This window comes from Pseudomonas sp. HP_08 (assembly GCF_055284095.1).
The window spans coordinates 1-25,911 of the sequence record NZ_JBTOQC010000024.1 but is presented as its reverse complement, the minus strand read 5'-3'; the positions used below and the strand labels follow the sequence as shown (position 1 = coordinate 25,911).

At 59.7% G+C, this 25,911-nt stretch carries 24 protein-coding genes; 21 read left to right on the top strand and 3 right to left on the bottom strand.

Annotation, left to right across the window (positions count from 1 at the left end; translation table 11 throughout):
- The 15 genes from gluQRS (at position 1) to ACYAS9_RS21030 (ending at position 18,148) form a co-directional block, all read left to right on the top strand.
- Positions 1–897, top strand: a complete 897-nt coding sequence (gluQRS, locus tag ACYAS9_RS21100) for a tRNA glutamyl-Q(34) synthetase GluQRS (RefSeq protein WP_463570253.1) — start codon at positions 1–3, stop codon at positions 895–897.
- A 135-nt stretch (positions 898–1,032) separates the two neighbouring features.
- On the top strand, positions 1,033–1,209 hold the full coding sequence (locus ACYAS9_RS21095) for a hypothetical protein (RefSeq protein ID WP_002552060.1): 177 nt from the start codon (positions 1,033–1,035) through the stop codon (positions 1,207–1,209).
- Positions 1,193–4,165: a sensor histidine kinase gene (locus tag ACYAS9_RS21090; protein WP_463570252.1), complete on the top strand. Its 2,973-nt coding sequence runs from the start codon at positions 1,193–1,195 to the stop codon at positions 4,163–4,165. The genes ACYAS9_RS21095 and ACYAS9_RS21090 overlap by 17 nt, the downstream gene beginning before the upstream one ends.
- Positions 4,166–4,169: 4 nt before the next feature.
- On the top strand, positions 4,170–5,618 hold the full coding sequence (locus ACYAS9_RS21085) for a sigma-54-dependent transcriptional regulator (protein WP_463570251.1): 1,449 nt from the start codon (positions 4,170–4,172) through the stop codon (positions 5,616–5,618).
- Positions 5,619–6,331: 713 nt separating this feature from the next.
- Positions 6,332–7,732, top strand: coding sequence for a polynucleotide adenylyltransferase PcnB (locus ACYAS9_RS21080; protein ID WP_463570250.1), 1,401 nt, complete (start codon positions 6,332–6,334; stop codon positions 7,730–7,732).
- Positions 7,725–8,213, top strand: coding sequence for a 2-amino-4-hydroxy-6-hydroxymethyldihydropteridine diphosphokinase (folK, locus tag ACYAS9_RS21075; RefSeq protein WP_463570249.1), 489 nt, complete (start codon positions 7,725–7,727; stop codon positions 8,211–8,213). Before ACYAS9_RS21080 ends, folK begins: the two co-directional genes overlap by 8 nt.
- Before the next feature lie 259 nt (positions 8,214–8,472).
- Positions 8,473–9,273 (top strand): 3-methyl-2-oxobutanoate hydroxymethyltransferase, encoded by an 801-nt coding sequence (gene panB, locus ACYAS9_RS21070; RefSeq protein ID WP_463570248.1) that lies wholly within the window; start codon positions 8,473–8,475, stop codon positions 9,271–9,273.
- Positions 9,270–10,121: a pantoate--beta-alanine ligase gene (panC, locus tag ACYAS9_RS21065; RefSeq protein ID WP_463570247.1), complete on the top strand. Its 852-nt coding sequence runs from the start codon at positions 9,270–9,272 to the stop codon at positions 10,119–10,121. The genes panB and panC overlap by 4 nt, the downstream gene beginning before the upstream one ends.
- Before the next feature lie 200 nt (positions 10,122–10,321).
- Positions 10,322–11,986: a glucose-6-phosphate isomerase gene (pgi, locus tag ACYAS9_RS21060; protein ID WP_463570246.1), complete on the top strand. Its 1,665-nt coding sequence runs from the start codon at positions 10,322–10,324 to the stop codon at positions 11,984–11,986.
- A 175-nt stretch (positions 11,987–12,161) separates the two neighbouring features.
- On the top strand, positions 12,162–14,099 hold the full coding sequence (acs, locus tag ACYAS9_RS21055; protein WP_463570245.1) for an acetate--CoA ligase: 1,938 nt from the start codon (positions 12,162–12,164) through the stop codon (positions 14,097–14,099).
- A gap of 160 nt (positions 14,100–14,259) precedes the next feature.
- On the top strand, positions 14,260–15,129 hold the full coding sequence (locus tag ACYAS9_RS21050; RefSeq protein ID WP_463570244.1) for an oxygenase MpaB family protein: 870 nt from the start codon (positions 14,260–14,262) through the stop codon (positions 15,127–15,129).
- An 84-nt stretch (positions 15,130–15,213) separates the two neighbouring features.
- Positions 15,214–16,053, top strand: coding sequence for an AraC family transcriptional regulator (locus ACYAS9_RS21045; RefSeq protein WP_463570243.1), 840 nt, complete (start codon positions 15,214–15,216; stop codon positions 16,051–16,053).
- 45 nt (positions 16,054–16,098) lie between these two features.
- Complete coding sequence (locus tag ACYAS9_RS21040; RefSeq protein ID WP_463570242.1) at positions 16,099–16,698, top strand: LysE family translocator; 600 nt, start codon at positions 16,099–16,101, stop codon at positions 16,696–16,698.
- 399 nt (positions 16,699–17,097) lie between these two features.
- Positions 17,098–17,565: a hypothetical protein gene (locus ACYAS9_RS21035; protein ID WP_463570241.1), complete on the top strand. Its 468-nt coding sequence runs from the start codon at positions 17,098–17,100 to the stop codon at positions 17,563–17,565.
- Positions 17,566–17,773: 208 nt separating this feature from the next.
- A complete protein-coding gene (locus tag ACYAS9_RS21030; RefSeq protein WP_463570240.1) occupies positions 17,774–18,148 on the top strand; it encodes a hypothetical protein in 375 nt (124 codons plus the stop codon).
- A gap of 22 nt (positions 18,149–18,170) precedes the next feature.
- Here the strand turns inward: ACYAS9_RS21030 and gabP are convergent, their stop codons facing one another.
- The 3 genes from gabP to ACYAS9_RS21015 form a co-directional block, all read right to left on the bottom strand.
- A complete protein-coding gene (gene gabP, locus ACYAS9_RS21025; protein ID WP_463570239.1) occupies positions 18,171–19,571 on the bottom strand; it encodes a GABA permease in 1,401 nt (466 codons plus the stop codon).
- 273 nt (positions 19,572–19,844) lie between these two features.
- Entirely contained in the window at positions 19,845–20,192 is a 348-nt protein-coding gene (locus ACYAS9_RS21020; protein WP_463570238.1) for a cupin domain-containing protein, read from the bottom strand.
- Positions 20,193–20,403: 211 nt separating this feature from the next.
- Complete coding sequence (locus ACYAS9_RS21015) at positions 20,404–20,823, bottom strand: pilin (protein ID WP_463570237.1); 420 nt, start codon at positions 20,821–20,823, stop codon at positions 20,404–20,406.
- Positions 20,824–21,047: 224 nt separating this feature from the next.
- Between ACYAS9_RS21015 and pilB the strand changes: the two genes are divergently transcribed.
- From pilB to ACYAS9_RS20985, 6 genes are all read left to right on the top strand, one after another.
- Positions 21,048–22,745, top strand: coding sequence for a type IV-A pilus assembly ATPase PilB (gene pilB, locus ACYAS9_RS21010; RefSeq protein WP_463570236.1), 1,698 nt, complete (start codon positions 21,048–21,050; stop codon positions 22,743–22,745).
- A gap of 2 nt (positions 22,746–22,747) precedes the next feature.
- A complete protein-coding gene (locus ACYAS9_RS21005) occupies positions 22,748–23,965 on the top strand; it encodes a type II secretion system F family protein (RefSeq protein ID WP_463570235.1) in 1,218 nt (405 codons plus the stop codon).
- A 1-nt stretch (position 23,966) separates the two neighbouring features.
- Positions 23,967–24,839: a prepilin peptidase gene (locus ACYAS9_RS21000; RefSeq protein ID WP_463570234.1), complete on the top strand. Its 873-nt coding sequence runs from the start codon at positions 23,967–23,969 to the stop codon at positions 24,837–24,839.
- Positions 24,836–25,459: a dephospho-CoA kinase gene (gene coaE / locus ACYAS9_RS20995; RefSeq protein WP_463570233.1), complete on the top strand. Its 624-nt coding sequence runs from the start codon at positions 24,836–24,838 to the stop codon at positions 25,457–25,459. Before ACYAS9_RS21000 ends, coaE begins: the two co-directional genes overlap by 4 nt.
- Positions 25,456–25,665 carry a DNA gyrase inhibitor YacG gene (gene yacG, locus ACYAS9_RS20990; RefSeq protein ID WP_459743780.1) on the top strand — a complete coding sequence of 70 codons (210 nt, stop codon included), beginning with the start codon at positions 25,456–25,458 and terminating at the stop codon, positions 25,663–25,665. Before coaE ends, yacG begins: the two co-directional genes overlap by 4 nt.
- Positions 25,665–25,911, top strand: a 247-nt coding sequence (locus ACYAS9_RS20985; RefSeq protein WP_463570232.1) for a hypothetical protein, incomplete at its 3' end; no start/stop codon positions are given. The genes yacG and ACYAS9_RS20985, both read left to right, overlap by 1 nt.

The following is a 25,911-nucleotide window of genomic DNA, read 5'->3' as shown; positions in this document are numbered from 1 at the left end:
ATGAAAACCCCTTCCTATATCGGGCGCTTTGCGCCAACGCCCAGCGGCTACCTGCATTTCGGCTCACTGGTCGCAGCGCTGGCCTCTTATCTGGATGCCCGTGCGGCAGGCGGCCTGTGGCTGATGCGCATGGAAGACCTGGACCCGCCGCGCGAAGTCGCCGGCGCCCAGGCAGCGATTCTGCAGACCCTGGAAACCTATGGCTTTGAATGGGACGGCACCTGCGTTCGCCAAAGCGATCGCCATGAAGCCTATGCTCAGGTGATCCAGCGCTGGTTCAGCCATGGCCTGGCTTACACCTGTACCTGTTCGCGCAAACAACTGGAGCCGTTCAACGGTATTTATCCGGGCCTGTGTCGCAACCTGGGACACGCCCCGCAAGAGGGCGCCATTCGCCTGCGCGTGCCGGAAGTCGAATATCACTTTACCGACCGGGTTCAGGGCCTGGTGCGTCAGCACCTGGGGCGCGAAGCCGGTGACTTTGTCATTCGTCGTCGCGACGGGCTGTATGCCTATCAATTGGCCGTGGTCATCGACGATGCCTGGCAAGGCGTTACCGACATCGTGCGCGGCGCCGACCTGCTGGACTCCACGCCACGGCAACTGTATTTGCAGGAACTGCTCGGCGTGCCCCAACCGCGCTACCTGCACGTACCGCTGATCACCCAGCCGGACGGCCACAAACTCGGCAAATCCTACCGTTCGCCGCCACTGCCCGCCGACCAGGCCACGCCGTTACTGTTGCGGGCCTTGCGCGCACTGGGGCAACCGCTCGATGCGCACCTGGGTCATGCAACGCCACAAGAACTGCTGGCCCAGGCGACCCGCCAATGGAACAGCGATCTGATTCCCAAGGTGCCCGCCATCCCGGATGCCGAACTGGACCGGCTGCAATAGACTGATCCAGAGCGGTTGCCGCACACTGGATAAAACGTCGCTTGCAGGTTGCCGGGCATTGGTTAACATGCCGCACCTCACCCGCCCCACAACAGGGCAGGTCATCCAACGCACTGCGGCACAACCGGAGGCAGCATGTATATCTATCGGCTGGTCCTGCTCCTGGTGGTCGGCATCTACCTGTTCTCGCCGGCAATCATGGATTGGTGGATCGATGCAACAGGCGCCTGGTACCGCCCCTATATGTTGTGGCTGATCCTTATCGTGGTGACGTTCATTCTGCAAAGCCAGCGAGATGCCGATGAGCTTTAGCCTCACCTATATGCTGCTGGTCAGCGCCGGCTACCTGCTGGTGCTGTTCAGCGTGGCCTGGATCAGCGAACGCGGCCTGATCCCGCGCTGGATCATTCGTCATCCGCTGACCTACACCCTGTCGCTGGGCGTTTATGCCAGTTCCTGGGCGTTCTACGGCACCATCGGCCTGGCTTATCAATACGGCTACGGGTTTCTGTCCAGTTATCTGGGGGTTTCGGGCGCCTTTCTGCTGGCGCCGGTGCTGCTTTACCCGATCCTCAAGATCACCCGCACCTACCAGCTGTCGTCGCTGGCCGACCTGTTCGCGTTTCGCTTTCGCAGCACCTGGGCCGGCGCACTGACCACCATCTTCATGCTGATCGGCGTCTTGCCGTTGCTGGCCCTGCAAATCCAGGCGGTGGCCGACTCGATCGGCATCCTGACCGGCGAGCCGGTGCGCAACCGGGTCGCGATCGCCTTCTGTGCGCTGATCAGCCTGTTCACGATCTTCTTCGGCTCACGCCACATCGCCACCCGCGAAAAACACCAGGGCCTGGTGTTCGCCATTGCGTTCGAGTCGATCATCAAGCTGATCGCCCTCGGCGGCCTGGGTATCTATGCCCTGTACACGGTATTTGGCGGACCGTCGCAGCTGGAAATCTGGCTGCTGCAAAACCAGACCGCCCTCGCCTCGCTGCATACGCCGCTGCAAGAGGGCCCGTGGCGCACGCTGCTGCTGGTGTTCTTCGCCTCGGCCATCGTGATGCCGCACATGTACCACATGACCTTCACCGAAAACCTCAACCCGCGCTCGCTGGTCAGCGCCAGTTGGGGCCTGCCGCTGTACCTGCTGCTGCTCAGCCTGGCGGTGCCGCTGATTCTGTGGGCCGGCCTCAAGCTGGGCGCGCGCACCAGCCCGGAATACTTCACGCTGGGCATCGGCATGGCGGTGCAGAGCAAATCGCTGGCGCTGCTGGCGTACGTCGGCGGACTGTCGGCGGCCAGCGGCCTGATTATCGTCACCACCCTGGCGCTGTCGGGCATGGCCCTCAACCACCTGGTGCTGCCGCTGTACCAGCCGCCGGCCGAAGGCAATATCTACCGCTGGCTGAAATGGACCCGCCGCGGCCTGATCATCGCCATCATTGCCGCCGGCTACTGCTTCTACCTGATGCTCGGCGCCCAGCAAGACCTGGCCAACATGGGCATCGTCGCCTTTGTCGCCACCCTGCAATTTCTGCCGGGCGTGCTGTCGGTGCTGTACTGGCCGACCGCCAACCGCCGCGGCTTTATCGCCGGGATTCTGGCCGGCATCACGGTGTGGGTCTTCAGCATGCTGTTACCGCTGCTCGGTAACATGGAAGGCTTCTATATTCCGATGCTGAACATGATCTATGTGCTGGACGACACCAGTTGGCACATGGCAGCCATCGCCTCGCTGGCCGCCAACGTGCTGCTGTTTACCCTGGTGTCGCTGTTCACCAACGCCAGCCCCGAAGAAGTCAGCGCCGCCGAAGCCTGCGCGGTGGACAACGTGCGTCGCCCGCAACGTCGCGAACTGTTTGCCGCCTCCCCTCAGGAGTTCGCCACGCAACTGGCCAAACCGCTGGGCGCCAAGGCCGCGCAGAAGGAAGTCGAGCAAGCGCTGCGTGATCTTTACCTGGCCTTCGATGAACGCCGCCCTTATGCATTGCGCCGCCTGCGCGACCGCATAGAGGCCAACCTTTCCGGCCTGATGGGTCCCAGCGTGGCCCAGGACATGGTCGAAACCTTCCTGCCCTACAAGTCTGGCAACGAAAAGTACGTCACCGAAGACATTCACTTCATCGAAAGCCGGCTTGAGGACTACCACTCGCGCCTGACCGGGCTGGCCGCCGAGCTCGATGCGCTGCGCCGCTATCACCGGCAAACACTGCAAGAACTGCCGATGGGCGTGTGCTCGCTGGCCAAGGACCAGGAAATCCTGATGTGGAACCGCGCCATGGAAGAGCTGACCGCGATTCCGGCCCAGCATGTGATCGGCTCGCGGCTGAGCACTATCGCCGAACCGTGGAAAAGCCTGCTGCGCGATTTCATCAGCGAGCCGGATGAGCACCTGCACAAACAGAAACTGCAACTGGACGGCCAGACGCGCTGGCTCAACCTGCACAAGGCGGCCATCGACGAGCCACTCGCGCCAGGCAACAGCGGCCTGGTGCTGCTGGTCGAAGACCTGACCGATACGCAGATGCTCGAAGACAAACTGGTGCATTCCGAACGGCTGGCGAGTATCGGCCGTCTGGCCGCCGGCGTGGCCCACGAGATCGGCAACCCGATCACCGGCATCGCCTGCCTGGCGCAGAACCTGCGCGAAGAACGCGAAGAAGACCCGGAGCTGGCAGAAATCAGCAGCCAGATCGTCGAGCAGACCAAGCGTGTGTCGCGCATCGTGCAATCGCTGATGAGCTTTGCCCATGCCGGCGCCCACCAGCACAGCGACGAACCGGTGTGCCTGGCCGAAGTGGCGCAGGATGCCATCGGCCTGCTGGCCCTGAACCGGCGCAATTTCGAGGTGCAGTTCTACAACCTGTGCGACCCCGCGCACTGGGTCGATGGCGACCCGCAGCGTCTGGCCCAGGTACTGATCAACCTGCTCTCCAACGCCCGCGATGCATCAACACCCGGCAGCGCCGTGCGGGTCAAGAGCGAGGCGTCCGAACATACTGTGGACCTGATCGTCGAAGATGAAGGCAGCGGTATTTCCAAGGCAATCATGGACCGATTGTTCGAACCTTTCTTCACCACCAAGGACCCCGGTGAAGGAACCGGACTGGGCCTCGCTCTGGTCTATTCCATCGTTGAAGAGCATTATGGACAAATCACCATCGACAGCCCGGCCGATCCCGAACGGCAACGCGGCACCCGTATCAGGGTGACCTTACCGCGTAATGTCGACGCGACGTCCGCCGTGAACCGAGACCGTCGAGAGAACTGAATCAATGCCGCATATTCTGATCGTCGAAGACGAAACCATCATCCGCTCGGCCCTGCGCCGCCTGCTTGAACGCAACCAGTATCAAGTCAGCGAAGCCGGCTCGGTGCAGGAGGCTCAGGAACGCTTCAGCATCCCCTCGTTCGACCTGATCGTCAGCGACCTGCGTCTGCCCGGCGCCCCAGGCACCGAGCTGATCCGGCTCGGTGAAGGCAAGCCGGTGCTGATCATGACCAGCTACGCCAGCCTGCGCTCGGCGGTCGACTCGATGAAAATGGGCGCGGTGGACTACATCGCCAAGCCCTTCGACCACGATGAAATGCTCCAGGCCGTGGCCCGTATCCTGCGCGACCGCCAGAGCGCCCAGGGTCAGGCGCAACCGCCAGCCAGCGAACGCAGCAGCACCGGCAAGGCCAGTGGCGCTGCCGACAAGCCCGCTGCCGGCAACGCCAATGGCGAAATCGGCATCATCGGTTCCTGCCCGCCGATGCAGGACCTGTACGGCAAGATTCGCAAGGTCGCGCCCACCGACTCCAACGTGCTGGTACAGGGTGAATCCGGGACCGGTAAAGAGCTGGTCGCCCGCGCCCTGCACAATCTTTCGCGCCGCGCCAAGGCACCGATGATCTCGGTCAACTGCGCGGCCATTCCAGAAAGCCTGATCGAATCCGAATTGTTCGGCCATGAAAAAGGCGCGTTCACCGGCGCCAGCGCCGGACGTGCGGGGCTGGTCGAAGCGGCTGACGGCGGCACCCTGTTTCTCGACGAAATCGGCGAACTGCCGCTTGAGGCCCAGGCGCGGCTGCTGCGCGTATTGCAGGAAGGCGAAATTCGCCGCGTCGGCTCGGTGCAGTCGCAAAAGGTCGATGTACGCCTGATCGCCGCGACCCACCGCGACCTCAAGACCCTGGCCAAGAACGGCGAATTCCGTGAAGACCTTTATTACCGCCTGCACGTCATCGCCCTCAAGCTGCCGGCGCTGCGTGAACGCGGCAGCGATGTACTCGAAATCGCCCGTGCATTCCTGACCCGCCAAAGCGTCAAGGCCGGCCGGCCGGATATGAAGTTCGGCGCCGATGCCGAACAGGCCATCCGCCAATACAGCTGGCCGGGCAATGTGCGCGAACTCGAAAACGCCGTGGAGCGTTCGGTGATTCTCAGCGAGAGCGCAGAAATAACCGCCGACTATCTGGGCATCGATATCGAGCTGGCGCCGATCGAAGACGAAGAATTCATCGGCCTGGCGCCACTGACCAACAGCGTCAACGGCACCAATCACGAACCGAGCGAAGATTTGTCCCTGGAAGATTACTTCCAGCACTTCGTCCTGGAACATCAGGACCACATGACCGAGACAGAGCTGGCCCGCAAGCTGGGGGTCAGCCGCAAATGCCTGTGGGAACGGCGCCAGCGCCTGGGCATTCCGCGCCGCAAGGGTGTTGCGAACGAAACGTGACCGTTTTTCCGGTAACAGTTCCCTGAGCGAAGCAAAAAACGTTACCGGTGCATTGCCAGACGTAACAAAAGCCGGGGTTTACGGTAACGAAACCCCGGCTTTTTTTCGCCCCTGCAAAGGACACAGGCCGTAAACCCCAGTGTTTACGGGGCTTTGCAAAAGTTGGCACAGGTTCTGCTATATGCTTAGTACAAGAAAAATAAAAACCTGATCCACCCACACAATAAAAACAAGACGAATCGACTCACGCATAACAAGAACAACACGGCGGAGGCGCAGCTAACTGATTCTTTTGGAGAGGTGTTGTATTTGGGGCTTGCCCCGCAACCAGGCTGAGAACAACAAAAACTACCCCAAGGTAGCGCCTGAACTGGTTGGATCGACTGATCATTGCACTACAGCGGCCAAAGCAATCCGTTTGCTCTTTACTCTCGGTTGAGAGGTTCACAGGCAAAAAGCTTGTGATTGGGCACCCAACAAAAACAAGAGCCCGCACTCATAATAAAAATAAAGAGCACACACTTTGGGGGAGCTTCGGCTCCCCCAGTAGCATCTGGCGTTCCGAAGCAAGCCTTCTACCCCGCGCCAATCCCTGCCCAGATCTCCCCCGCGACGACGCTTCCTACACCATTGCACGATCAAATGCTAGAATCCCCGCCCATCATGCGGTCATTCCCTGTTTTGGCCGAATATTCCTTCAAACAGTGCATCCCATGCTGAAGAAGTTGTTCCAGTCAATCCGTACCCCGCTGCGCACGCCGCAGCAACACATACGTTCCACGCCGATCGTGCTCAACAGCAACCAGCACTCGCTGCAACGTACCCAATTCAGCCGTCATGCGGTGAATATCGTCGAGCGCCTGCAAACGGCGGGCTACCAGGCTTACCTGGTCGGTGGTTGCGTGCGCGACATGCTGCTGCAGATCAATCCCAAGGATTTCGACGTCGCCACCAGCGCCACGCCCGAGCAGATCCGTGCAGAATTTCGCAATGCGCGCATCATCGGCCGGCGCTTCAAGCTGGTTCACATCCATTTCGGGCGTGAAATCATTGAAGTGGCGACCTTCCGCGCCAATCACTCGCAAGACGATGAAGACGAAGACAGCAACCAGTCCTCGCACAACGCCAGTGGCCGGATTCTGCGCGACAACGTCTATGGCACCCTCGAAGAGGACGCCCAGCGCCGCGACTTCACCATCAACGCCCTGTATTACGATCCGGTCACCGAGCGCATTCTCGACTACGCCAATGGCGTGGACGATATCCGCAATCGGCTGATCCGCCTGATCGGTGATCCGCAGCAGCGCTATAAAGAAGACCCGGTGCGCATGCTGCGTGCGGTGCGCTTCGCGGCCAAGCTCAATTTCGGTATCGAAAAGCAGACAGTGCTGCCGATCCGCCCGCTGGCACCGATGCTGCGCGATATTCCGGCGGCACGCCTGTTCGAAGAAAACCTCAAGCTGTTCCTGTCAGGGCACGCCGAGATGACCTTCGAGATGCTGGTCGACCTTGAACTGTTCGACTCGCTGTTCCCGGCCACCGCCAAGGCGCTGGAATACAACCCGACCTACACCCACACGCTGATCAGCCAGGCGCTGGCCAACACCGACCTGCGTGTGCGCCAGGAAAAACCGGTGACTCCGGCCTTCCTGTTCGCCGCCCTGCTCTGGCCGGCATTGCCAGCCAAGGTCCTGCGCCTGCAAGAACGTGGCGCGCCGCCGCTGGCCGCCATGAACGAAGCCTCGCACGACCTGATCATCGAGCAGTGCCGCAGCATCGCCATTCCCAAGCGCTTCACCTTGCCGATCCGCGAAATCTGGGACATGCAAGAGCGCCTGCCACGCCGCGCCGGCAAACGCGCCGACCTGTTGCTCGACCATCCGCGCTTCCGCGCTGCCTACGACTTCCTGCTGCTGCGCGAAAGCGCCGGCGAGCAGACCGACGGTCTTGGCGACTGGTGGACCCGCTACCAGGACTGCAACGACAGCCAGCGCCGCGACATGATCCGCGACCTGGGCAACAAGGAAGAAGCCGGCACCGGCCCACGCAAGCGCCGCCGCAGCAACTCCAAACGCAAGGCCGGCGCCGACGGTGCAGGCGTATTCGATGACTGAACGCACCTACATCGGCCTGGGCAGTAACCTCGCCGAGCCGGCCGCGCAATTGCGCAATGCGCTGGCGGCCATGCAGCAATTGCCCGGCAGCCGTTTAGCCGCGGCCTCGTCGTTCTATGTCAGCGACTCGCTGCTGCCCGGCCAGCCACGTTATACCAATGCCGTGGCGGCGCTGGACACCGACCTTGCGCCGCTGGAGCTGCTCGATGCCTTGCAAGCCATCGAGCTGGATCAAGGCCGTGAACGCCTCGAACGCTGGGGACCGCGTACGCTGGACCTGGATATCCTGCTGTTCGGCGAGCACCTGATCGACGTGCCGCGCCTGCAGGTTCCGCACTACCACATGCAGGCCCGCGCCTTCGTGCTCTACCCGCTGGCCGAGCTGGCACCTGACCTGCAACTGCCCGACGGGCGCCTTCTGAGCCAGTTGCTGGCTGACTGTCCCTTCGTTGGACTTGAGCGCCTGCCAGCCGCGCTGTAACCGTCGCGTGTCACCCGTTACCCCGGCAATCGGGCCTGGGTAACAACCGCAATTGACTTCATGCCCCTCCCTCACGAATATAGGCCTCCCGCCACCAACCCCGTTGGTGCATGGGCGCGAAACAGGCCTTTGCGAAACACCGCGATGCGACGGTGTGCCTGCTTTCAGGCGTTGCTTGCACAGGGCGCTTCTAAAAACGCAGGTAGTTTTTAGAAGCGCCCTAAACGGCTCTTGGCGCCTGGTGATGGAGGAAATTTACATGCCGGTTACAACCGTTACGTCGCTGCAGGCTCTCAAACTCAAGGGTGAAAAAATCACCATGCTGACCTGCTATGACGCAACTTTCGCCCATACCGCCAGCACTGCGGGCGTCGAGGTGCTGCTGGTCGGCGACTCGCTGGGCATGGTCTTGCAAGGGCATGACAGCACCTTGCCGGTCAGCACCGCCGACATGGCCTATCACGTAGCCTGCGTCAAACGCGGCAATCGGGGCTCACTGATCATTGCCGACCTGCCGTTCATGGCCAACGCCACCGTGGAACACACCTTGCTCAACAGCGCTACGCTGATGCAGGCAGGCGCGCACATGGTCAAGGTCGAGGGCACCGCGTGGCTGGCCGACTCCATTCGCCAACTGACCGACCGTGGCATTCCGGTGTGCGCACACATGGGCCTGACCCCGCAGACCGTCAACGTGCTCGGTGGCTATAAGGTGCAGGGCCGGCTCGAAGCCCAGGCCCGGCAGATGCGTGCCGACGCCATTACGCTTGAACAGGCCGGTGCCGCGATGATTCTGCTGGAATGCGTGCCCGGCGAGCTGGCTGAGGAAATCACCCATGCCGTGAAGATTCCGGTCATCGGCATCGGTGCCGGCAACGCCACCGATGGCCAGGTGCTGGTGCTGCACGACATGCTCGGCCTGTCGATCAGCGGCAGGATGGCCAAGTTCGTCAGGAACTTCATGATCGGCCAGCCGGATATCCAGTCGGCCATCCAGGCGTACGTCAGCGCCGTCAAAGACTCAAGCTTCCCCGCTCCTGAACACGGATTCTCGGCATGAACACAGTACACACCGTCCAGGACCTGCGCGCCGCCGTGGCCCAGGCTCGTCAGGCAGGCAAGCGCATTGCGCTGGTCCCGACCATGGGCAACCTGCACAGCGGCCACACCACACTGGTGAGCCGCGCCGGCGAACAGGCTGACTTTGTGGTGGCGAGCATTTTCGTCAACCCGTTGCAGTTCGGCCCCAACGAAGACCTGGCGACCTACCCGCGCACCCTGACCGCCGACCAGGAAAAACTTCAGCAAGCCGGCTGCCACCTGCTGTTCACCCCAGGTGTTGCCGACATGTACCCCAACGGCATGGACGACCAGACCCGCGTCAGCGTCCCGCACCTGTCCGAAGGCCTGTGCGGCGCCAGTCGTCCGGGGCACTTCGAAGGCGTGGCGACCGTGGTCAGCAAGCTGTTCAACATGGTTCAGCCCGATGTCGCCGTGTTCGGTGAAAAAGACTTTCAGCAACTGGCTGTGATCCGTGCACTGGTGCGTGATCTGAACATGCCGATCCAGATCATTGGCGAGCCTACCGTGCGCGCCGCCGACGGTCTGGCGCTGTCGTCGCGCAATGGTTACCTGAGCGATGAACAACGCGCCATTGCGCCTGTGCTATATCAAGTCATTACACAGATCGGCGATGCACTGCGCGGCGGCGAGAAAACCTTCGCCTCCTTGTTGAACACCGGTAAACAGACACTTGAAAGCGCAGGCTTTCGCGTCGATTATCTGGAGGTTCGTCAGGCAGGCAGCCTGCGACCGGCAACCTTTGACGATCGCGATCTGGTCATCATTGCGGCGGCCTATCTGGGCAAGACCCGGCTGATCGATAACCTGCACCTGAACAATGTTTAATGTCTGATGGCAGGGTGCAGATGAACCAAACCCATGCCCGCACTGCCTTACCGATACAAATCGCCGGTGCAGACCGGCGAGACCATGGAGCGACAAGCCCGGACATCGATGTACACAGGAATGTCGAGCCCAGAACCCGCCGCGCAGTACGCGGCTTTAAAATGTCCACCGGCCGTTCAAGCTAAAGGAATCCCCCAGCGATGGCGTACTACCGCAATCCTTCCGATGTGACCGCTCTGCCCGCTTGGCAGGCGTTGAGCCAACACCGCCAGGCCATGCAGGATTTCAGCATGCGCGAGGCGTTTGCAGCCGATCCGCAACGCTTCAGTCAGTTCACCCTCAGCAGTTGCGGCCTGTTTCTCGACTATTCCAAAAACCTCATCACCCACGAAACCCGCGACCTGCTGGTTGCGCTGGCCAACGACGCCGGCCTTAAAGAGGCCATCAAGGCGCAGTTCGAAGGCGAGCTGGTCAACTCCTCCGAAGGTCGCCCGGCGCTGCACACCGCCCTGCGCCGCCCGGTGGGCGACAAGCTGCTGGTCAACGGCACCAACATCATGCCCGACGTGCACAAGGTGCTGAGCCAGATGACCGAGCTGGTCGGCCGCATCCATGATGGCCTGTGGCGCGGCTACACCGAAAAGCCGATCACCGACGTGGTCAACATCGGCATCGGTGGTTCGTTCCTCGGCCCTGAGCTGGTGTCCGAAGCACTGCTGGCCTACACCCACAAAGGTGTGCGCTGCCATTACCTGGCCAATATCGATGGCAGCGAATTCCACGAGCTGTCGCAGACCATTCGTGCCGAAACCACGTTGTTCATCGTTTCGTCGAAATCGTTCAACACCCTCGAAACCCTGAAGAACGCACAGGCCGCACGCGCCTGGTACCTGGCGCAAGGCGGCTCGGAAGCCGAACTGCATCGCCACTTCATTGCGGTGTCGAGCAACAACGCCGCCGCCGTGGCCTTCGGTATCCGTGAAGAAAACATCTTCCCGATGTGGGACTGGGTCGGCGGGCGTTACTCGCTGTGGTCGGCCATCGGCCTGCCAATCGCCCTGGCCATCGGCATGTCCAACTTCAAGGAACTGCTGTCGGGTGCCTACACCATGGACCAGCATTTCCTCAACGCGCCGTTCGAGCAGAACATGCCGGTGCTGTTGGGCCTGCTGGGTGTGTGGTACGGCAACTTCTGGGGCGCGCAAAGCCACGCGATCCTGCCGTACGACCACTACCTGCGCAACATCACCAAACACCTGCAACAACTGGACATGGAATCCAACGGCAAGAGCGTGCGCCAGGACGGCAGCCCGGTGGCCACCGACACCGGCCCGGTCATCTGGGGCGGCGTAGGCTGCAACGGCCAGCACGCCTACCACCAGTTGCTGCACCAGGGCACGCAGTTGATTCCGGCCGACTTCATCGTGCCGATCGTCAGCTTCAACCCGGTCTCCGACCACCATCAGTGGCTGTACGCCAACTGCCTGTCGCAAAGCCAGGCCCTGATGCTGGGCAAGACCCGCCCGGAAGCCGAGGCCGAATTGCGCGCCAATGGCCTGGACGAAGACCAGGTGCAGAAACTGGCACCGCACAAAGTCATCCCCGGCAACCGCCCGAGCAACACCCTGGTGGTCGAACGCATCAGCCCGCGTCGTCTGGGCGCACTGGTAGCGATGTACGAACACAAAGTCTTCGTGCAAAGCGTGATATGGGGCATCAATGCCTTCGACCAATGGGGCGTCGAGCTGGGCAAGGAACTGGGCAAAGGCGTGTACCAGCGCTTGACCGGCGGCGTTGAAGAAGAGGCCGAAGACGCCTCGACTCAAGGCCTGATCAACTACTTCCGCGGCCGTCATCGCGGCTGATGTAAATCACCTTGTGGGAGGGAGCTCTGCTCGCGATAACGCCATTAAAACCGGCACACAGGCTGCGTCTTTACCGCAGCAATCGCCAGCAGGGCTGCCTGCCACAAACGGTTGAACCCTCTTTACGTCGCATGACTCCTATTCTTGTACGCACCTCAAGAACAAGGAAAACGTCATGTTCGATATCAGCGAATTCCCCAAAGCCGATGCCGTGCGCCGTGCAGCTCGCCTGAGTCCTGACGATTACCAACGTCTATACCGTCAATCGGTAGAACAACCCGAACACTTCTGGGCCGAACAGGCCACTGCCTTTCTTGATTGGGATGCACCCTGGACCCAGGTCTGCCAAAGCGACCTGCGCACCGGCGAAGCCCAGTGGTTCAAGGGCGGCAAGCTCAACGTCAGCTACAACTGCATCGACCGCCACCTGGCCAGGCGCGGCGATCAGATCGCGATTATCTGGGAAGGCGACAATCCCACCGAATCGGCTGAAATCACCTACAAAAAACTGCATCACAACGTTGCTCGCCTGGCCAATGCGCTCAAGCAGCGCGGGGTGAAAAAAGGCGACCGGGTGTGCATCTACATGCCGATGATCCCCGAAGCCGCCTACGCCATGCTCGCCTGCGCGCGCATCGGCGCCGTGCATTCGGTGGTGTTCGGCGGTTTCTCGCCCGAAGCGCTGCGCGACCGGATTCTGGATGCCGATTGCCACACCGTGATCACCGCCGATGAAGGCGTGCGCGGCGGCAAGTACATTCCGCTGAAGAGCAACGTCGACAAGGCCCTGAAAAGCTGCCCGAACGTCAGCACCGTGCTGGTGGTCGAGCGTACCCAGGGCGAGATCGACTGGGTCAAGGACCGCGACCTCTGGTATCACGAAGCCGTGCACGGCGTCAGCGATGATTGCCCACCCGAGCCGATGGACGCCGAAGACCCGTTGTTCATCCTCTACACCTCCGGCAGCACCGGCAAACCCAAGGGTGTGATGCACACCACCGGCGGTTATCTGCTGCACGCGGCGCTGACCCATCACCACGTCTTCGATTATCAGGACGGCGAAATCTACTGGTGCACCGCCGACGTCGGCTGGGTCACCGGCCACAGCTATATCGTCTACGGGCCGCTGGCCAACGGCGCGACCACGCTGGTGTTCGAAGGCGTGCCCAATTACCCCGACAGCTCGCGGTTCTGGCAGGTGATCGACAAGCACCAGGTGAACATCTTCTACACCGCGCCCACCGCCCTGCGCGCCTTGATGCGTGAAGGCCCAGGCCCGCTGCAGAACACCTCACGCGCCAGCCTGCGCGTGCTCGGCAGCGTCGGCGAGCCGATCAACCCGGAAGCCTGGGAGTGGTATTTCCATCAGGTCGGCCAACAGCGTTGCCCGATTGTCGACACCTGGTGGCAGACCGAGACCGGCGGCATCATGCTCAGCCCGCTGGTGGGCGACAGCCGCATCAAACCCGGCTGCGCCACCCGCCCGCTATTTGGCGTGCAACCGGTGCTGCTCGATGAACACGGCAAGGAAATCGAAGGCCCCGGCAGCGGCCTGCTGGCCATCAAGGCCAGTTGGCCGGGGCAGATCCGCAGCGTGTACGGCGACCCGCAACGGATGATCGACACTTACTTCAAACCCTACGCCGGCTACTACTTCACCGGCGACGGCGCACGCCGCGACGAAGACGGCGATTACTGGATCACCGGCAGAGTCGACGATGTGATCAACGTGTCCGGCCACCGCATCGGCACCGCCGAAGTCGAAAGTGCGCTGGTGCTGCACGACAACATCGCCGAAGCCGCTGTGGTCGGTTATCCACATGACGTCAAAGGCATGGGCATCTACGCCTTTGTCACGCCGATCAATGGGGTCGAACCCAGCGATGAATTGAAGAAAGAACTGCTCGCGCACGTCAGTACAGAAATCGGCAGCTTCGCCAAACCGGAACTGATCCAGTGGGCGCCCGCGTTGCCCAAGACGCGCTCAGGCAAAATCATGCGCCGCATCCTGCGCAAGATCGCCTGCAACGAACTGGACAGCCTGGGCGACACCTCAACCCTGGCCGACCCTGCGGTGGTGGACGACCTGATCGACAAACGCCTGAATCGCTGACACCGCCCCCGTAGGAGCGCGCTTGCCCGCGACTGGGCGCGAAGCGGTCATAAAAATTGATGAACCGCTGCAAATTTACGACTGCTAACGCACTCGGTCGCGGGCAAGCGCGCTCCTACGCAGGTATGCTTCAGAGCCGTGCAGTCCCTGATAAAAGCCAATGGAATTCATTCGTCGCCGTATCGAAACCCAGGTCCTGAGCCTCACCGGCCTGGCCCTGGGCCAACTGGACCTGGAAAACCCCAAGGGCGATCCCGGACTTTTCGGCCCGCAATCGGTGTGCTGGAGGGTCAACAGCGACTTCACCAGCATGCTGATCGGCGGCATCGGCGCCCTGATGCTGCAAACCCTGCACCCGCTGGCGCTCGCCGGGGTCTGGGACCATTCCAGCTTTCGCCATGACATGCTCGGCCGCCTGCGGCGCACCGGGCAGTTCATTTCCGGCACCACGTTCGGCTCGACCCACGACGCCCAATGGCTGATCGACAAGGTGCGCACCATTCACCTGCAAGTCACCGGCACTGCCCCCGACGGGCGGCCTTATGCGGCAAGCGATCCGGCGTTGCTGACCTGGGTGCATGTTGCCGAAGTCAGCAGCTTCATGGCTGCGCATCTGCGCTACGTCAACCCGCACCTGTCGCGCGCCGAGCAAGACGCCTATTTCACCGAGACCGCGCATGTCGCCGAACAACTGGGCGCCAGCAACGTGCCGCACAGCGCGCAAGCCATCGACGACTACTTGCAGGCGATCCGCAGCGAGCTGGTGTGCACCGAGCGCAGCCATGAAGTGGTGCGCCTGCTGCTCGAAGAACCGGCGCCCAATCGCCTGGTCAAGCCGTTCGGTGCGCTGATGATGCAGGCCGGCATCGACCTGCTGCCCGACTGGGCCAGCCAGATGCTGGCTATTGAACAGGGCCGGACCAAACGCACCCTGATTCGTGCCGGCGTCAACCGGGTCGCGCCGGTGCTGCGCTGGGCGGTGCGCAATGGTTCGGCGAACCGGGCACGACGGCGCATGGGCGTGGAATGATGGATCAGGCCATTGCACAAATCTTCTAGATTCTGGGCTGTCTGCTGACGCGACAATACGCTCCCGACCCACAGGCAACCGCACATGGCCACCGACCACTGGATCACCCTCAAGCTGGATGCCGAAACCGGTATCGAGACGATCCGTGCCCACTTCACCGGCCACGCCTACGACCCGCACTGGCACGACAGCTACCTGATCGGCATCACCGAACAGGGCGTGCAACAGTTCAACTGCCGCCGCCAGCTGCACAGCAGCACACCCGGCCAGGCATTCATGCTTGAACCCGGCGAAATCCACGACGGCCACGCCCCGACACCCGGCGGCTTCACCTACTCGATGCTGTACCTGCAACCGCACTGGCTCGACGCGCAGATGCGCGCGCTGTTCGAAGACGCTCCCGCGCGCAGCCTGCCTGGCTTCAGCCAGACCCTGGCCTGCGAACCCGCATTGGTTCAGCACATCGCCAACGCCTTTGCCGCGCTGCACCACCAAGACCTGCGCATCGTGCGTCACGCCGCCCTTGATGCCTTGCTCGAAACGCTGTCCGCCACGCTGCACTGGCGACCGCTTGGCCTTGAGCATCCTCGCCTTCCACAAGTGGCCATCAAGGCGCGTGAATACCTGCACGCCCATGTCGAGCAAGACATTGGCCTCGACGATCTGGCCAGCGCCTGTGGCGTCGACCGCTTTCGCCTGTCGCGGGCCTTCAAGGCCGCGTACGGCCTGGCGCCGCACGCCTATCTGGTGCAACTGCGCCTGAGCCTGGCGCGCAAACTGCTGCACCAGGGCCTGACGCCTGCCGATGTCGCCGCCGCCCTCGGCTTTGCCGACCAGAGCCATCTGGGCCGCTGGTTCCGCCGCGCCTACGGCCTGAGCCCGGCGCGCTATCGCAGCCATTGCACAAACCTTCCAGACCGCTGAGCCACCGGCACCGACAATCGCAGCCAGCCTTCATGGAGCCTGCCGATGTCCCAGTACCTGCCCTTTGTCGTATTCGCCTTTGTCGCCTCGATCACACCCGGCCCGACCAACATTCTGGTGCTCAGCCACAGCGCCCTGCACGGCCTGAACGCCGCACTGCGCATCACCCTCGGCGCCTGCGCAGGCGCGGCCCTGATCGTTTTACTGGTCGGCCTGGGCCTGGGCGAAATGCTGCAAAGCCAGCCATGGCTACAGACCGCGATGGCCTGGCTGGGCGTGGCCTGGATCAGCCGGCTGGCCTGGCAACTGTGGCGCAGCACGGCCGCGTCCCTGACGCCGGACACCGCCAGCCAGCCCATCGGCGCCTGGAGCGGCGCCAGCCTGCAAGCGATCAACCCCAAGACCTGGATCATGGCGCTGGCGGTGATCAGCGTATTTGCCGGCAGTCAGGCCAGCGCCAGTGAATACGGGCTGTATGCGGGGATCTTCTTTCTGGTCGCCATCCCGTGCCTGACGGTGTGGGCCTTGGTCGGGCGCGGCGCGGTGCGGCTGCTGACCTCCGCGCGGGCGATGCAGCGCTTCAACCGGGCGATGGCGCTGTTGCTGCTGATATCCGCATGGGCCAGTTTGTTGCAGACCACGTAAGCTGACACGGACCTGTGGGAGGCAGCTCTGCTGGCGATTACTGCACAACAGACACAACAGAACCTGAAGGTTACACATCATCACGATGAGGGCTAAGGTCTGCGCGTCGCTGTAAATCCAGCGACCGGGCGTCGCGGCCCGCTATTCAAGTTGGCGCACAAGCGCCCAGTTCTATTGCTGGCGCTCCAGAAATCAATTGGAGCTACCCACCATGAACATCCTCATCCCTATATCCCGCTGCATCCGCCATATGCACCTCCCCCGTGTTCTGGAACCGTGTCCGGCTTACATCGCCTCAATGTAGCCGAAGCATTCCCTGACAAAACGGGATCGCGGGCACCCTATGAGTAGCCGCGACAGGAATCTGCATTTCAGGCCCACAAGGCCGGCGGAAAAATCATGAAAACTCAAAACGGCGCATCAGCGCCAACAGCATCGGCTTGCCTGAAAAAAGCCATCGACTCACTGCCAAACCTTGCACCTCGCCCGGAATACGCCATCGATCACACCGGCAAACGGCGCGGAAACATGACCGCCATCGCCTGGTACGGCCAAAGCCATTCAGGAAAAGGCGCCTTGTGGCTGTGCCGTTGCGAGTGCGGGTTATTCGAATGTCGACGGCCGGGCAATTGGGGGACCAAGCCACACCCTGAAGATATGTGCGACGCCTGCCTGCGCGCCAAAGGCCCCAACGCAAGGCAAACCGCTCAAGCCCGCTTACAGTGCTGGACCGAAAGCCTGCGCAACCTCGGCCTGACGCACACCGAAATAGCCCTGATCCAGACACTCGGTATCGATATAGAAATCCAGGGCAAGACCACAGCAGAAGTCCGCGAGCAAATCGCCAAGGGAACGCCAATGAGTTAACGCCAGCGCCCACAGTGCTGTGTCAGTGACACAGCACTGTCGCCCAGCAAAAGCGGCCTCATGCAGGAACGCGCTCTGCCGGAATGCCGGACCACCGTGACCGGCTACGCTAGCAGTCTTAATTTTCAGAGCCATAAGCAGATTTGCAATCCGCCCATGGCTCAGCTATTCAGGCAGCAAAATTTCCCACGCTCAGGAATAGCGAGTAATGAAACGGATAACGACGCTGTGGGTGCTGCCGATAATCATCAGCCTGTCGGGCTGCATTACCCCGCGCATCAAGATGCCATGGGATGTAGAGCCTTATAACCCTTATAGCGCCGGCTACCATTCGGGCTGTGAAGCCAAGCGCAAGGGAGGCCAATACGACAGCAGCAACGAGAAGATCCCGGCCCGCTACCAGGCCGAGTATTCCCTGGGTTTCTCCGATGGCTACGCGCTGTGCGAGTACGGCACGAAGGAAAGCACCTCCTCGATCACATCGTTCCCCCCCAAAAACGACGACAAACAGAACGATAAATACCAGACGAAAGCGCAGAAGGATTGCAAGGAAAAGCGCCGGCTGTGCTTTCCTGGTCGCTGAAGCCGGAAACTGCATTTACGGCTCAAGCCCCCTCAACCGCTCCACTCTGCGCATCGCGCCGCCCATGCCGTCGCGCCATCACAATCCCGATAAACGAAATCACCAGCGCCAAGCCAATCGTCGACGTAATCTCCGCCCGATGCTCCGGCGTAATCATCATCACCACCAACGCCGCCGAGATAAAAATGATCACCGCATACGTCAGCCATGGAAACAGCCACATCGGCAGCGCGATTTCAGCGTTCTGCCGGGTCAGCATCCGGCGCATGCGCAACTGCGAGACCGCAATCACCAGATACACCAGCAACGCAATAGCCCCGGAACTGGCCAGCAGAAACTCGAACAACCCGGCAGGCGCGAAATAACTGACCACCGTAATCACCGCCCCCAGAATCGTACTGGCAAACACCGCCGTACGCGGTACACCGACCTTTGATGTCACCCGCACAGCGGCCGGCGCCTCACCGCGCTTGCCCAACGAATACAGCATGCGTGAAGAGATATAGATCGAAGAGTTCATGCAACTGCCGACCGCGACCAGTACCACGACATCGACCAGAAACTTGGCGAAGGGAATGTTCATGATCTCCAGCGCCCGCTGATAAGAACCCACCACCGCCAGTTGCGGGTCGTTCCACGGCACCACCGAGATAATCACGAACACCGAAAGGATATAAAACACACCAATGCGCCAGATCACCGAGCGCGTCGCCCGGGCAATGTTCTTCGCCGGGTGACTGGATTCCGCCGCCGCGATAGTCACCGCCTCAGTGCCGATAAAACTGAACATCACCGTGATGAACGCACCGATCACCGCCGAATAACCATTCGGCGCAAAACCGCCGTGGTTCTCCATCAACTTGCTCAAGCCACTGACTTCACGCCCCGGCAACCAACCCAGCAACACGGCAAAACCCAGGCTGATAAAACCGATAATCGCCGCGACCTTGAACAACGCAAACCAGAACTCGAACTCACCGTACTTGGCGACACTGAACAAGTTGGTGGCCGCCAGCAAAATGATCGACAGCAACGCAAACAACCAGGCATCGACCTGTGGAAACCATTGATTAAGCACATGCCCCGCCGCCAGCGCCTCGATGGGAATCACCAACACCCAGAACCACCAGTACAACCAACCAATGGTAAACCCCGCCCACGGCCCAATGGCTTGATCGGCATACGTGGAGAACGACCCGGTGTCCGGATTGGCGACCGCCATCTCCCCAAGCATGCGCATCACCAGCACCACCAACAGGCCGGAACAGGCGTAGGAAAGAATCGTGGCCGGCCCTGCCGCGGCGATGGCATGCCCGGAGCCGACAAACAGACCGGCGCCGATAATGCCGGCAATCGAGAGCATCGTGACGTGACGCGGTTTGAAGCCTTGCGCCAATTGACCACTGGAATCGGGGCTGATCATCGTGCTTGTTCTTCTCTTTTTCTGACGGCAAGTGCTAATTGCACACTCTGGAGGCGGCGCACCTTACACGCTGTTGCACACTCACACCACGCCAGCGCACGCCGATGAAAAACGCATCGCCACCTTACCGTTGGGGTGCCTACGGTTAATTGCCCGAGGACGTCGCGTACCGAACTCAATCGCGACATGAGATTGCGCACCACAAAAAAATGGCCGGGGCTTACGCCGCGACCACAAAGGTGAGGTGGAACGAAGAGAAGAAGCTAAAAGCTGTCAGGCAAACACGAAATACTTACGCACGGTCTCGACCACTTCCCAGGTGCCTTTCATGCCCACTTCGACGATGAACTTATCACCGGCCTTCAAGTGAATCGGCTCCTGACCATCAGGGGTGATGATGCAATAGCCTTCCTGGAAATCGCAGTATTCCCACTTCACATACTCGACGCGCCATTTACCCGGCGTACAGATCCAGGTACCCATGATCTTTGAGCCGTCATCGGAGGTGTAGGCGTTGAGGTTAACGGTGTGCGGCTCGCCTTCGATGCGCTCCCATTTGCAGGCATCGACAACGGGGAGTGGGGTGGTGTCGCGCAGGACGGTGATTGGGGGGTTGCTCATGGAGAAGGGCCTGGGTGATGGAGAATTGTCACCGCAGGGTATGGGGTTGGGGTGTAAGGGTAATGTCTGGGGTCGACATTCAATATTCCGTTAACGCCAAAGCATGCGCATCGGAAAATGCAAAGAGCCCGTAAGATTACGGGCTCCTTGTAAAATCTTGAGGAATTAGGTTTCTCAATGAAAGACAGCTAACCCTAAAAGCGCAAACAGATTACTTACACAGAATGGGTTGGCTGTCTTGAGCTGTCAGGCAACCGCTGCCAGTTTTGGCCCAAGTCAATGCACCACCACCAGCGTTATCCGGGACGAGTACCAGAGTGGATTTTTCATTAATGGCAGCCGTAGGGGTGACCGTAATTGTCCCGTCTTTAACCCCAACACTCTTTACATAGGTTGTGGCTTGAGTATCAGGAATACCGTTGGTGGCTAAATCACAACCCGTTTTCGATCCTTTATCAGCAATGCAGGCAGCCACGGCAGCCTGGTAAGTATTACCTACCGATACAACCTCTGAAAAGCGAGCTTTGGTTGTGTAATCTTTGTATTGAGGAATCGCAACAGCGGCCAAGATACCAACGATGGCTACGACGATCATCAGTTCGATCAGAGTAAAACCTTTCTGTGCATTCATAACTACTTCTCCCAGGCGTCAATTTTAAGGGCCTTACCGAAAGCTAGAGCACAGAGCATGCCAAGACACACGCCGTGAAAAACCTCGAGACGGGATGTGGACGACTCTCAAAAAGCTTTCAAGGCTGAGTATAAACTGACAAATTTTGTCACATACTACATCCTCATTTGGCAGCACAGCCCGACTGCGCTATAACCGACCTAATGTCTGTGTCTGGTGGTTTTATGTCTGATGTCGTCCTTAGCGGTCTGGCCAAGCAATTGGTCGTAGCCGAGTTGTTAACCGAAAAAGCGGCCCAACAGGCCTACCAACAGGCACGCCGCGACAAGGTCTCGCTCGTCACCTATCTGGTCCAAAATCGCCTGGTACATAGCCTGACGCTGGCTGAAGTAGCTTCCGATCAATTCGGTGTACCTTTTTTTGACCTTGCCAGCCTCGACAAGGAAATTCAGCCGAAGGGGCTGGTCAGCGAAAAGCTGGTACGCCAGCACCACGCTCTGCCTCTTTGGCGGCGTGGCAACAAACTTTTCATCGGTGTCTCAGACCCTACCAATCACCAAGCTGTCACTGATATCCAGTTCAGTACAGGGCTCAACACCGAAGCTATTCTGGTCGAAGACGACAAGCTAGCCAGCGCCATCGACAAGTTCTTCGATACCGGTACAGGTATGGGAGACATGTCTGATGTGGACCTGGGCCTGGATATTGAGCCGGTCGATACATCCAAGGAAACCTCCCTTAACGCCAAGGATGACGCCGACGATGCGCCGGTAGTGCGGTTCGTCAACAAGATGCTACTGGATGCCATTCGCATGGGGTCTTCGGACTTGCACTTTGAACCCTATGAAAAAGTCTTTCGGGTCCGCTTTCGCACTGACGGCATTCTGCATGAAGCCGCCAGGCCACCGATCCACTTGGCTGGACGTATTGCAGCACGCCTGAAGGTCATGGCCAGCCTCGATATTTCGGAGCGACGCAAACCTCAAGACGGCCGCGTCAAACTGAGGATTTCAAATAACAAGGCCATCGACTTTCGAATGAACACCTTGCCCACACTGTGGGGCGAGAAGATTGTGATGCGGATTCTTGACCCTACCAGTGCCCAGATGGGTATTGATGCGTTGGGTTATGAGCCGGAACAGAAAGTTTTATATCTGGAAGCGCTGAAACAACCCCAAGGCATGATTCTGGTCACAGGCCCTACCGGTTCCGGTAAAACCGTATCGCTGTACACCGGTCTGAATATCCTCAATACCGTGAATATCAATATTTCAACGGCTGAGGATCCGGTGGAAATAAACCTGGAAGGCATCAATCAGGTCAACGTAAACCCACGCCAAGGCATGGACTTCACCCAAGCACTTCGCGCCTTCCTGCGTCAGGATCCCGACGTAATCATGGTGGGTGAGATCCGTGACCTGGAAACTGCCGAGATTGCCATCAAGGCCTCACAGACCGGCCACCTGGTATTGTCCACACTGCACACCAATAGCGCGGCAGAAACCCTGACCCGCCTGCACCATATGGGGGTAGCGGCGTTTAACATCGCCACTGCCATTAACCTGATCATTGCTCAGCGTTTGGCGCGAAAATTATGCCCTCACTGCAAGAAGGAAGTTGAAATCCCGCACGAAACTCTACTCAAGGAAGGTTTTCCCGAGGCTCGCCTAGGCACGTTCAAACTGTATACGCCAACAGGCTGTGATAACTGCAATGGGGGTTACAAGGGCCGCGTTGGTATCTACGAAGTGGTGAAGAAAACGCCACAACTCGAACGAATCATCATGGAAGAAGGAAATTCCCTGGATATTTCCGAACAGATGCGTAAAGACGGCTTCAATGACCTGCGTGCGTCGGGCCTGATAAAAGCCATGCAAGGCATTACCAGCCTGGAAGAAGTCAACCGGGTTACCAAGGATTAAGCATGGCCAACAAAGTAGCTAAAGTCAGTCTGTTCACATGGGAAGGGATTGATCGTAAGGGCGCCAAGGTCAGCGGCGAGTTGAGCGGCCATAATCTTGCTTTGATCAAAGCACAGCTCCGAAAGCAAGGCATAAATCCGACCAAGGTACGCAAAAAAGCGGTTTCGATTTTCGGCAAGGGCAAGAAGATCAAACCGCTGGATATCGCCTTTTTCTCGCGCCAGATGGCGACCATGATGAAAGCTGGCGTGCCGCTGCTGCAATCCTTCGATATCATCAGCGAAGGTACAGATAAACCGGCCATGCGCGTTTTGGTCAACGACTTGAAACAGCAAGTTGCCTCGGGCAACAGCTTCGCTACAGCACTGAGAGGTAAACCTGATTATTTCGATGACTTGTTTTGCAACCTGGTAGATGCCGGTGAGCAAGCCGGTGCTTTGGAAAGCCTGCTGGACCGCGTGGCCACCTACAAAGAGAAAACCGAAGCACTTAAGGCCAAGATCAAAAAGGCGATGACCTATCCCATTGCTGTACTGATTGTAGCGACTATTGTTTCGCTGATCCTGTTGATCAAGGTAGTGCCGCAATTTCAGTCCGTATTCGCCAGCTTCGGCGCTGACCTACCGGCGTTCACCTTAATGGTCATAGGCCTATCCGAGATTGTTCAGGAATGGTGGCTTGTCATAATAGGCATCTTTGTTGCGGGAACGTTTTTTTTTAAACGAGCCTACAAGCAATCACAAAAGTTTCGCGACAGCGTCGACCGCTTTCTATTAAAACTGCCTCTCATTGGCCCATTGATCTTCAAATCCTCAGTCGCCCGCTATGCACGCACTCTAGCTACTACTTTTGCAGCAGGCGTGCCGCTAGTGGAAGCCTTGGATTCAGTCGCGGGTGCCACCGGCAACGTCGTGTTCAAAAATGCGGTCAACAAGGTCAAACAGGACGTTGCCACCGGCATGCAACTCAATTTCTCCATGCGCTCTACCGGCGTTTTTCCAACACTGGCCATACAAATGACTGCTATCGGCGAGGAGTCCGGCGCACTGGACTCCATGCTTGACAAGGTTGCCACCTTTTATGAAGACGAGGTCGACAATATGGTCAGCAATCTGACAACCCTGATGGAGCCGATGATTATGGCTGTATTGGGCGTGATTGTAGGTGGCCTCGTGATCGCCATGTATCTGCCTATCTTCAAGCTCGGCGGTGCCGTCTGACATGCCATTGCTCGACTTTTTGGCCGCCTCACCAACAGCCCTGATCACCACCACCCTGATCCTGGGCCTCCTAATCGGCAGCTTCCTCAACGTAGTCATCCACCGCCTCCCCAAAATGATGCTCACAGACTGGAAAACCCAGTCCCGCGAAATCCTGGAACTCCCGCCAGAGCTCCAACCCAAACCCTACAACCTGATCCTCCCCCACTCCCACTGCCCCCACTGCAACCACCAGATCCGCGCCTGGGAAAACCTCCCGGTCATCAGTTGGCTATTCCTCAAAGGCCGCTGCTCCAGCTGCCAGACCCCGATCAGCAAACGCTACCCACTCATCGAGCTCACCTGCGGCCTGCTGTCAGCCTTCATCGCCTGGCATTTCGGCTTCGGCTGGCAGACCGCAACGATGCTGGTCCTGACCTGGGGCTTGCTGGCGATGAGCATGATCGATGTCGATCATCAGCTTCTGCCCGACTCGCTGGTCTTGCCGCTGTTATGGCTGGGCCTGATCGTCAACAGTTTCGGCATTTTCACCTCGCTTACCGATGCGTTGTGGGGTGCGGTGCTGGGTTATCTTTCGTTGTGGTCGGTGTTCTGGCTGTTCAAGCTGGTGACCGGCAAAGAGGGCATGGGCTATGGCGACTTCAAGCTGTTGGCGATGCTCGGTGCCTGGGGCGGTTGGCAGGTGTTGCCGTTGACCATCTTGCTGTCGTCAGTGGTCGGTGCGGTGTTGGGCGTGATTTTGCTGCGCGTGCGCCGGCTTGAAGGCGGGGCGCCGATGCCCTTTGGTCCTTATCTGGCGATTGCGGGGTGGATCGCTTTGCTGTGGGGTGGTCAAATAACCGACTCTTATCTGCAGTTTGCCGGTTTTAAATGACTCACCCTGTTGAAAAACCCTGGATTCTTGGCCTGACCGGCGGCATTGGCAGCGGCAAAAGTGCCGCTGCGCAGTGCTTTATCGACTTGGGCGTGCATACCGTGGATGCCGATCACGCCGCGCGCTGGGTGGTCGAGCCTGGGCGGCCGGCGCTGGCGCAGATCGCCGAGCATTTCGGGCCTGGCGTGTTGCAGGCCAATGGCGAGCTGGACCGCGCGGCATTACGTGCCCTGATCTTTGCCGATCCTGAACAGCGTCGCTGGCTGGAAGCGTTGCTGCATCCGCTGATCCGTCAGGAAATCGCCGATCATCTGGCCAAAGCGACGTCGCCTTACGCGATTCTGGTGTCGCCGCTGCTGATCGAGTCGGGGCAATACAAGACGACGCAGCGCGTGCTGGTGATCGATGTCCCGCCCGAGCTGCAACTGGCGCGTACCGTGCAGCGTGACGGTGTAAGTCAGGCGCAGGTCGAGGCCATTCTCAAGGTGCAGGCGCCGCGTGAAGAGCGTTTGCGACATGCCGACGATGTGTTGGTCAATGATCGCGACCCGGCCTGGCTGAAGCAGGAAGTCGAGCGGCTGCACCATTTTTATCTGTCTTTGTCTGGAGGCCCGTCATGAGCCAAGCCACTATCGTCCAATGCCCTACCTGCGGCGCACCCGTGGAATGGAGCGCCGCCACGCCGACCCGGCCGTTCTGTTCGGATCGCTGCAAATTGATTGATCTGGGCGCGTGGGCGTCGGAAGAACACAAGATTCCGGTCAGCCCGGATGCTGAAGACGACCTGTTTTCAGAAGAGCTGGAAAGGCCGTATCGCGAGCATTGATGACGATATTCACCGCACCACCGTGTAGGAGCGCGCTTGCCCGCGACCGGCCGCGCAGCAGTCGTAAATTTGTGGAGTTCATCAATTTTTATGGCCGCTTTGCGCCCAATCGCGGGCAAGCGCGCTCCTACGGTCTGATCTGCACCCCAAAAGTTGGACACCCATCTGACTTCTTGGGGTGTTTTTTCATGGGCAAGTACTCTACGCAGTTCAAAATCACAGCGGTCAAGGACTACATCGATGGCA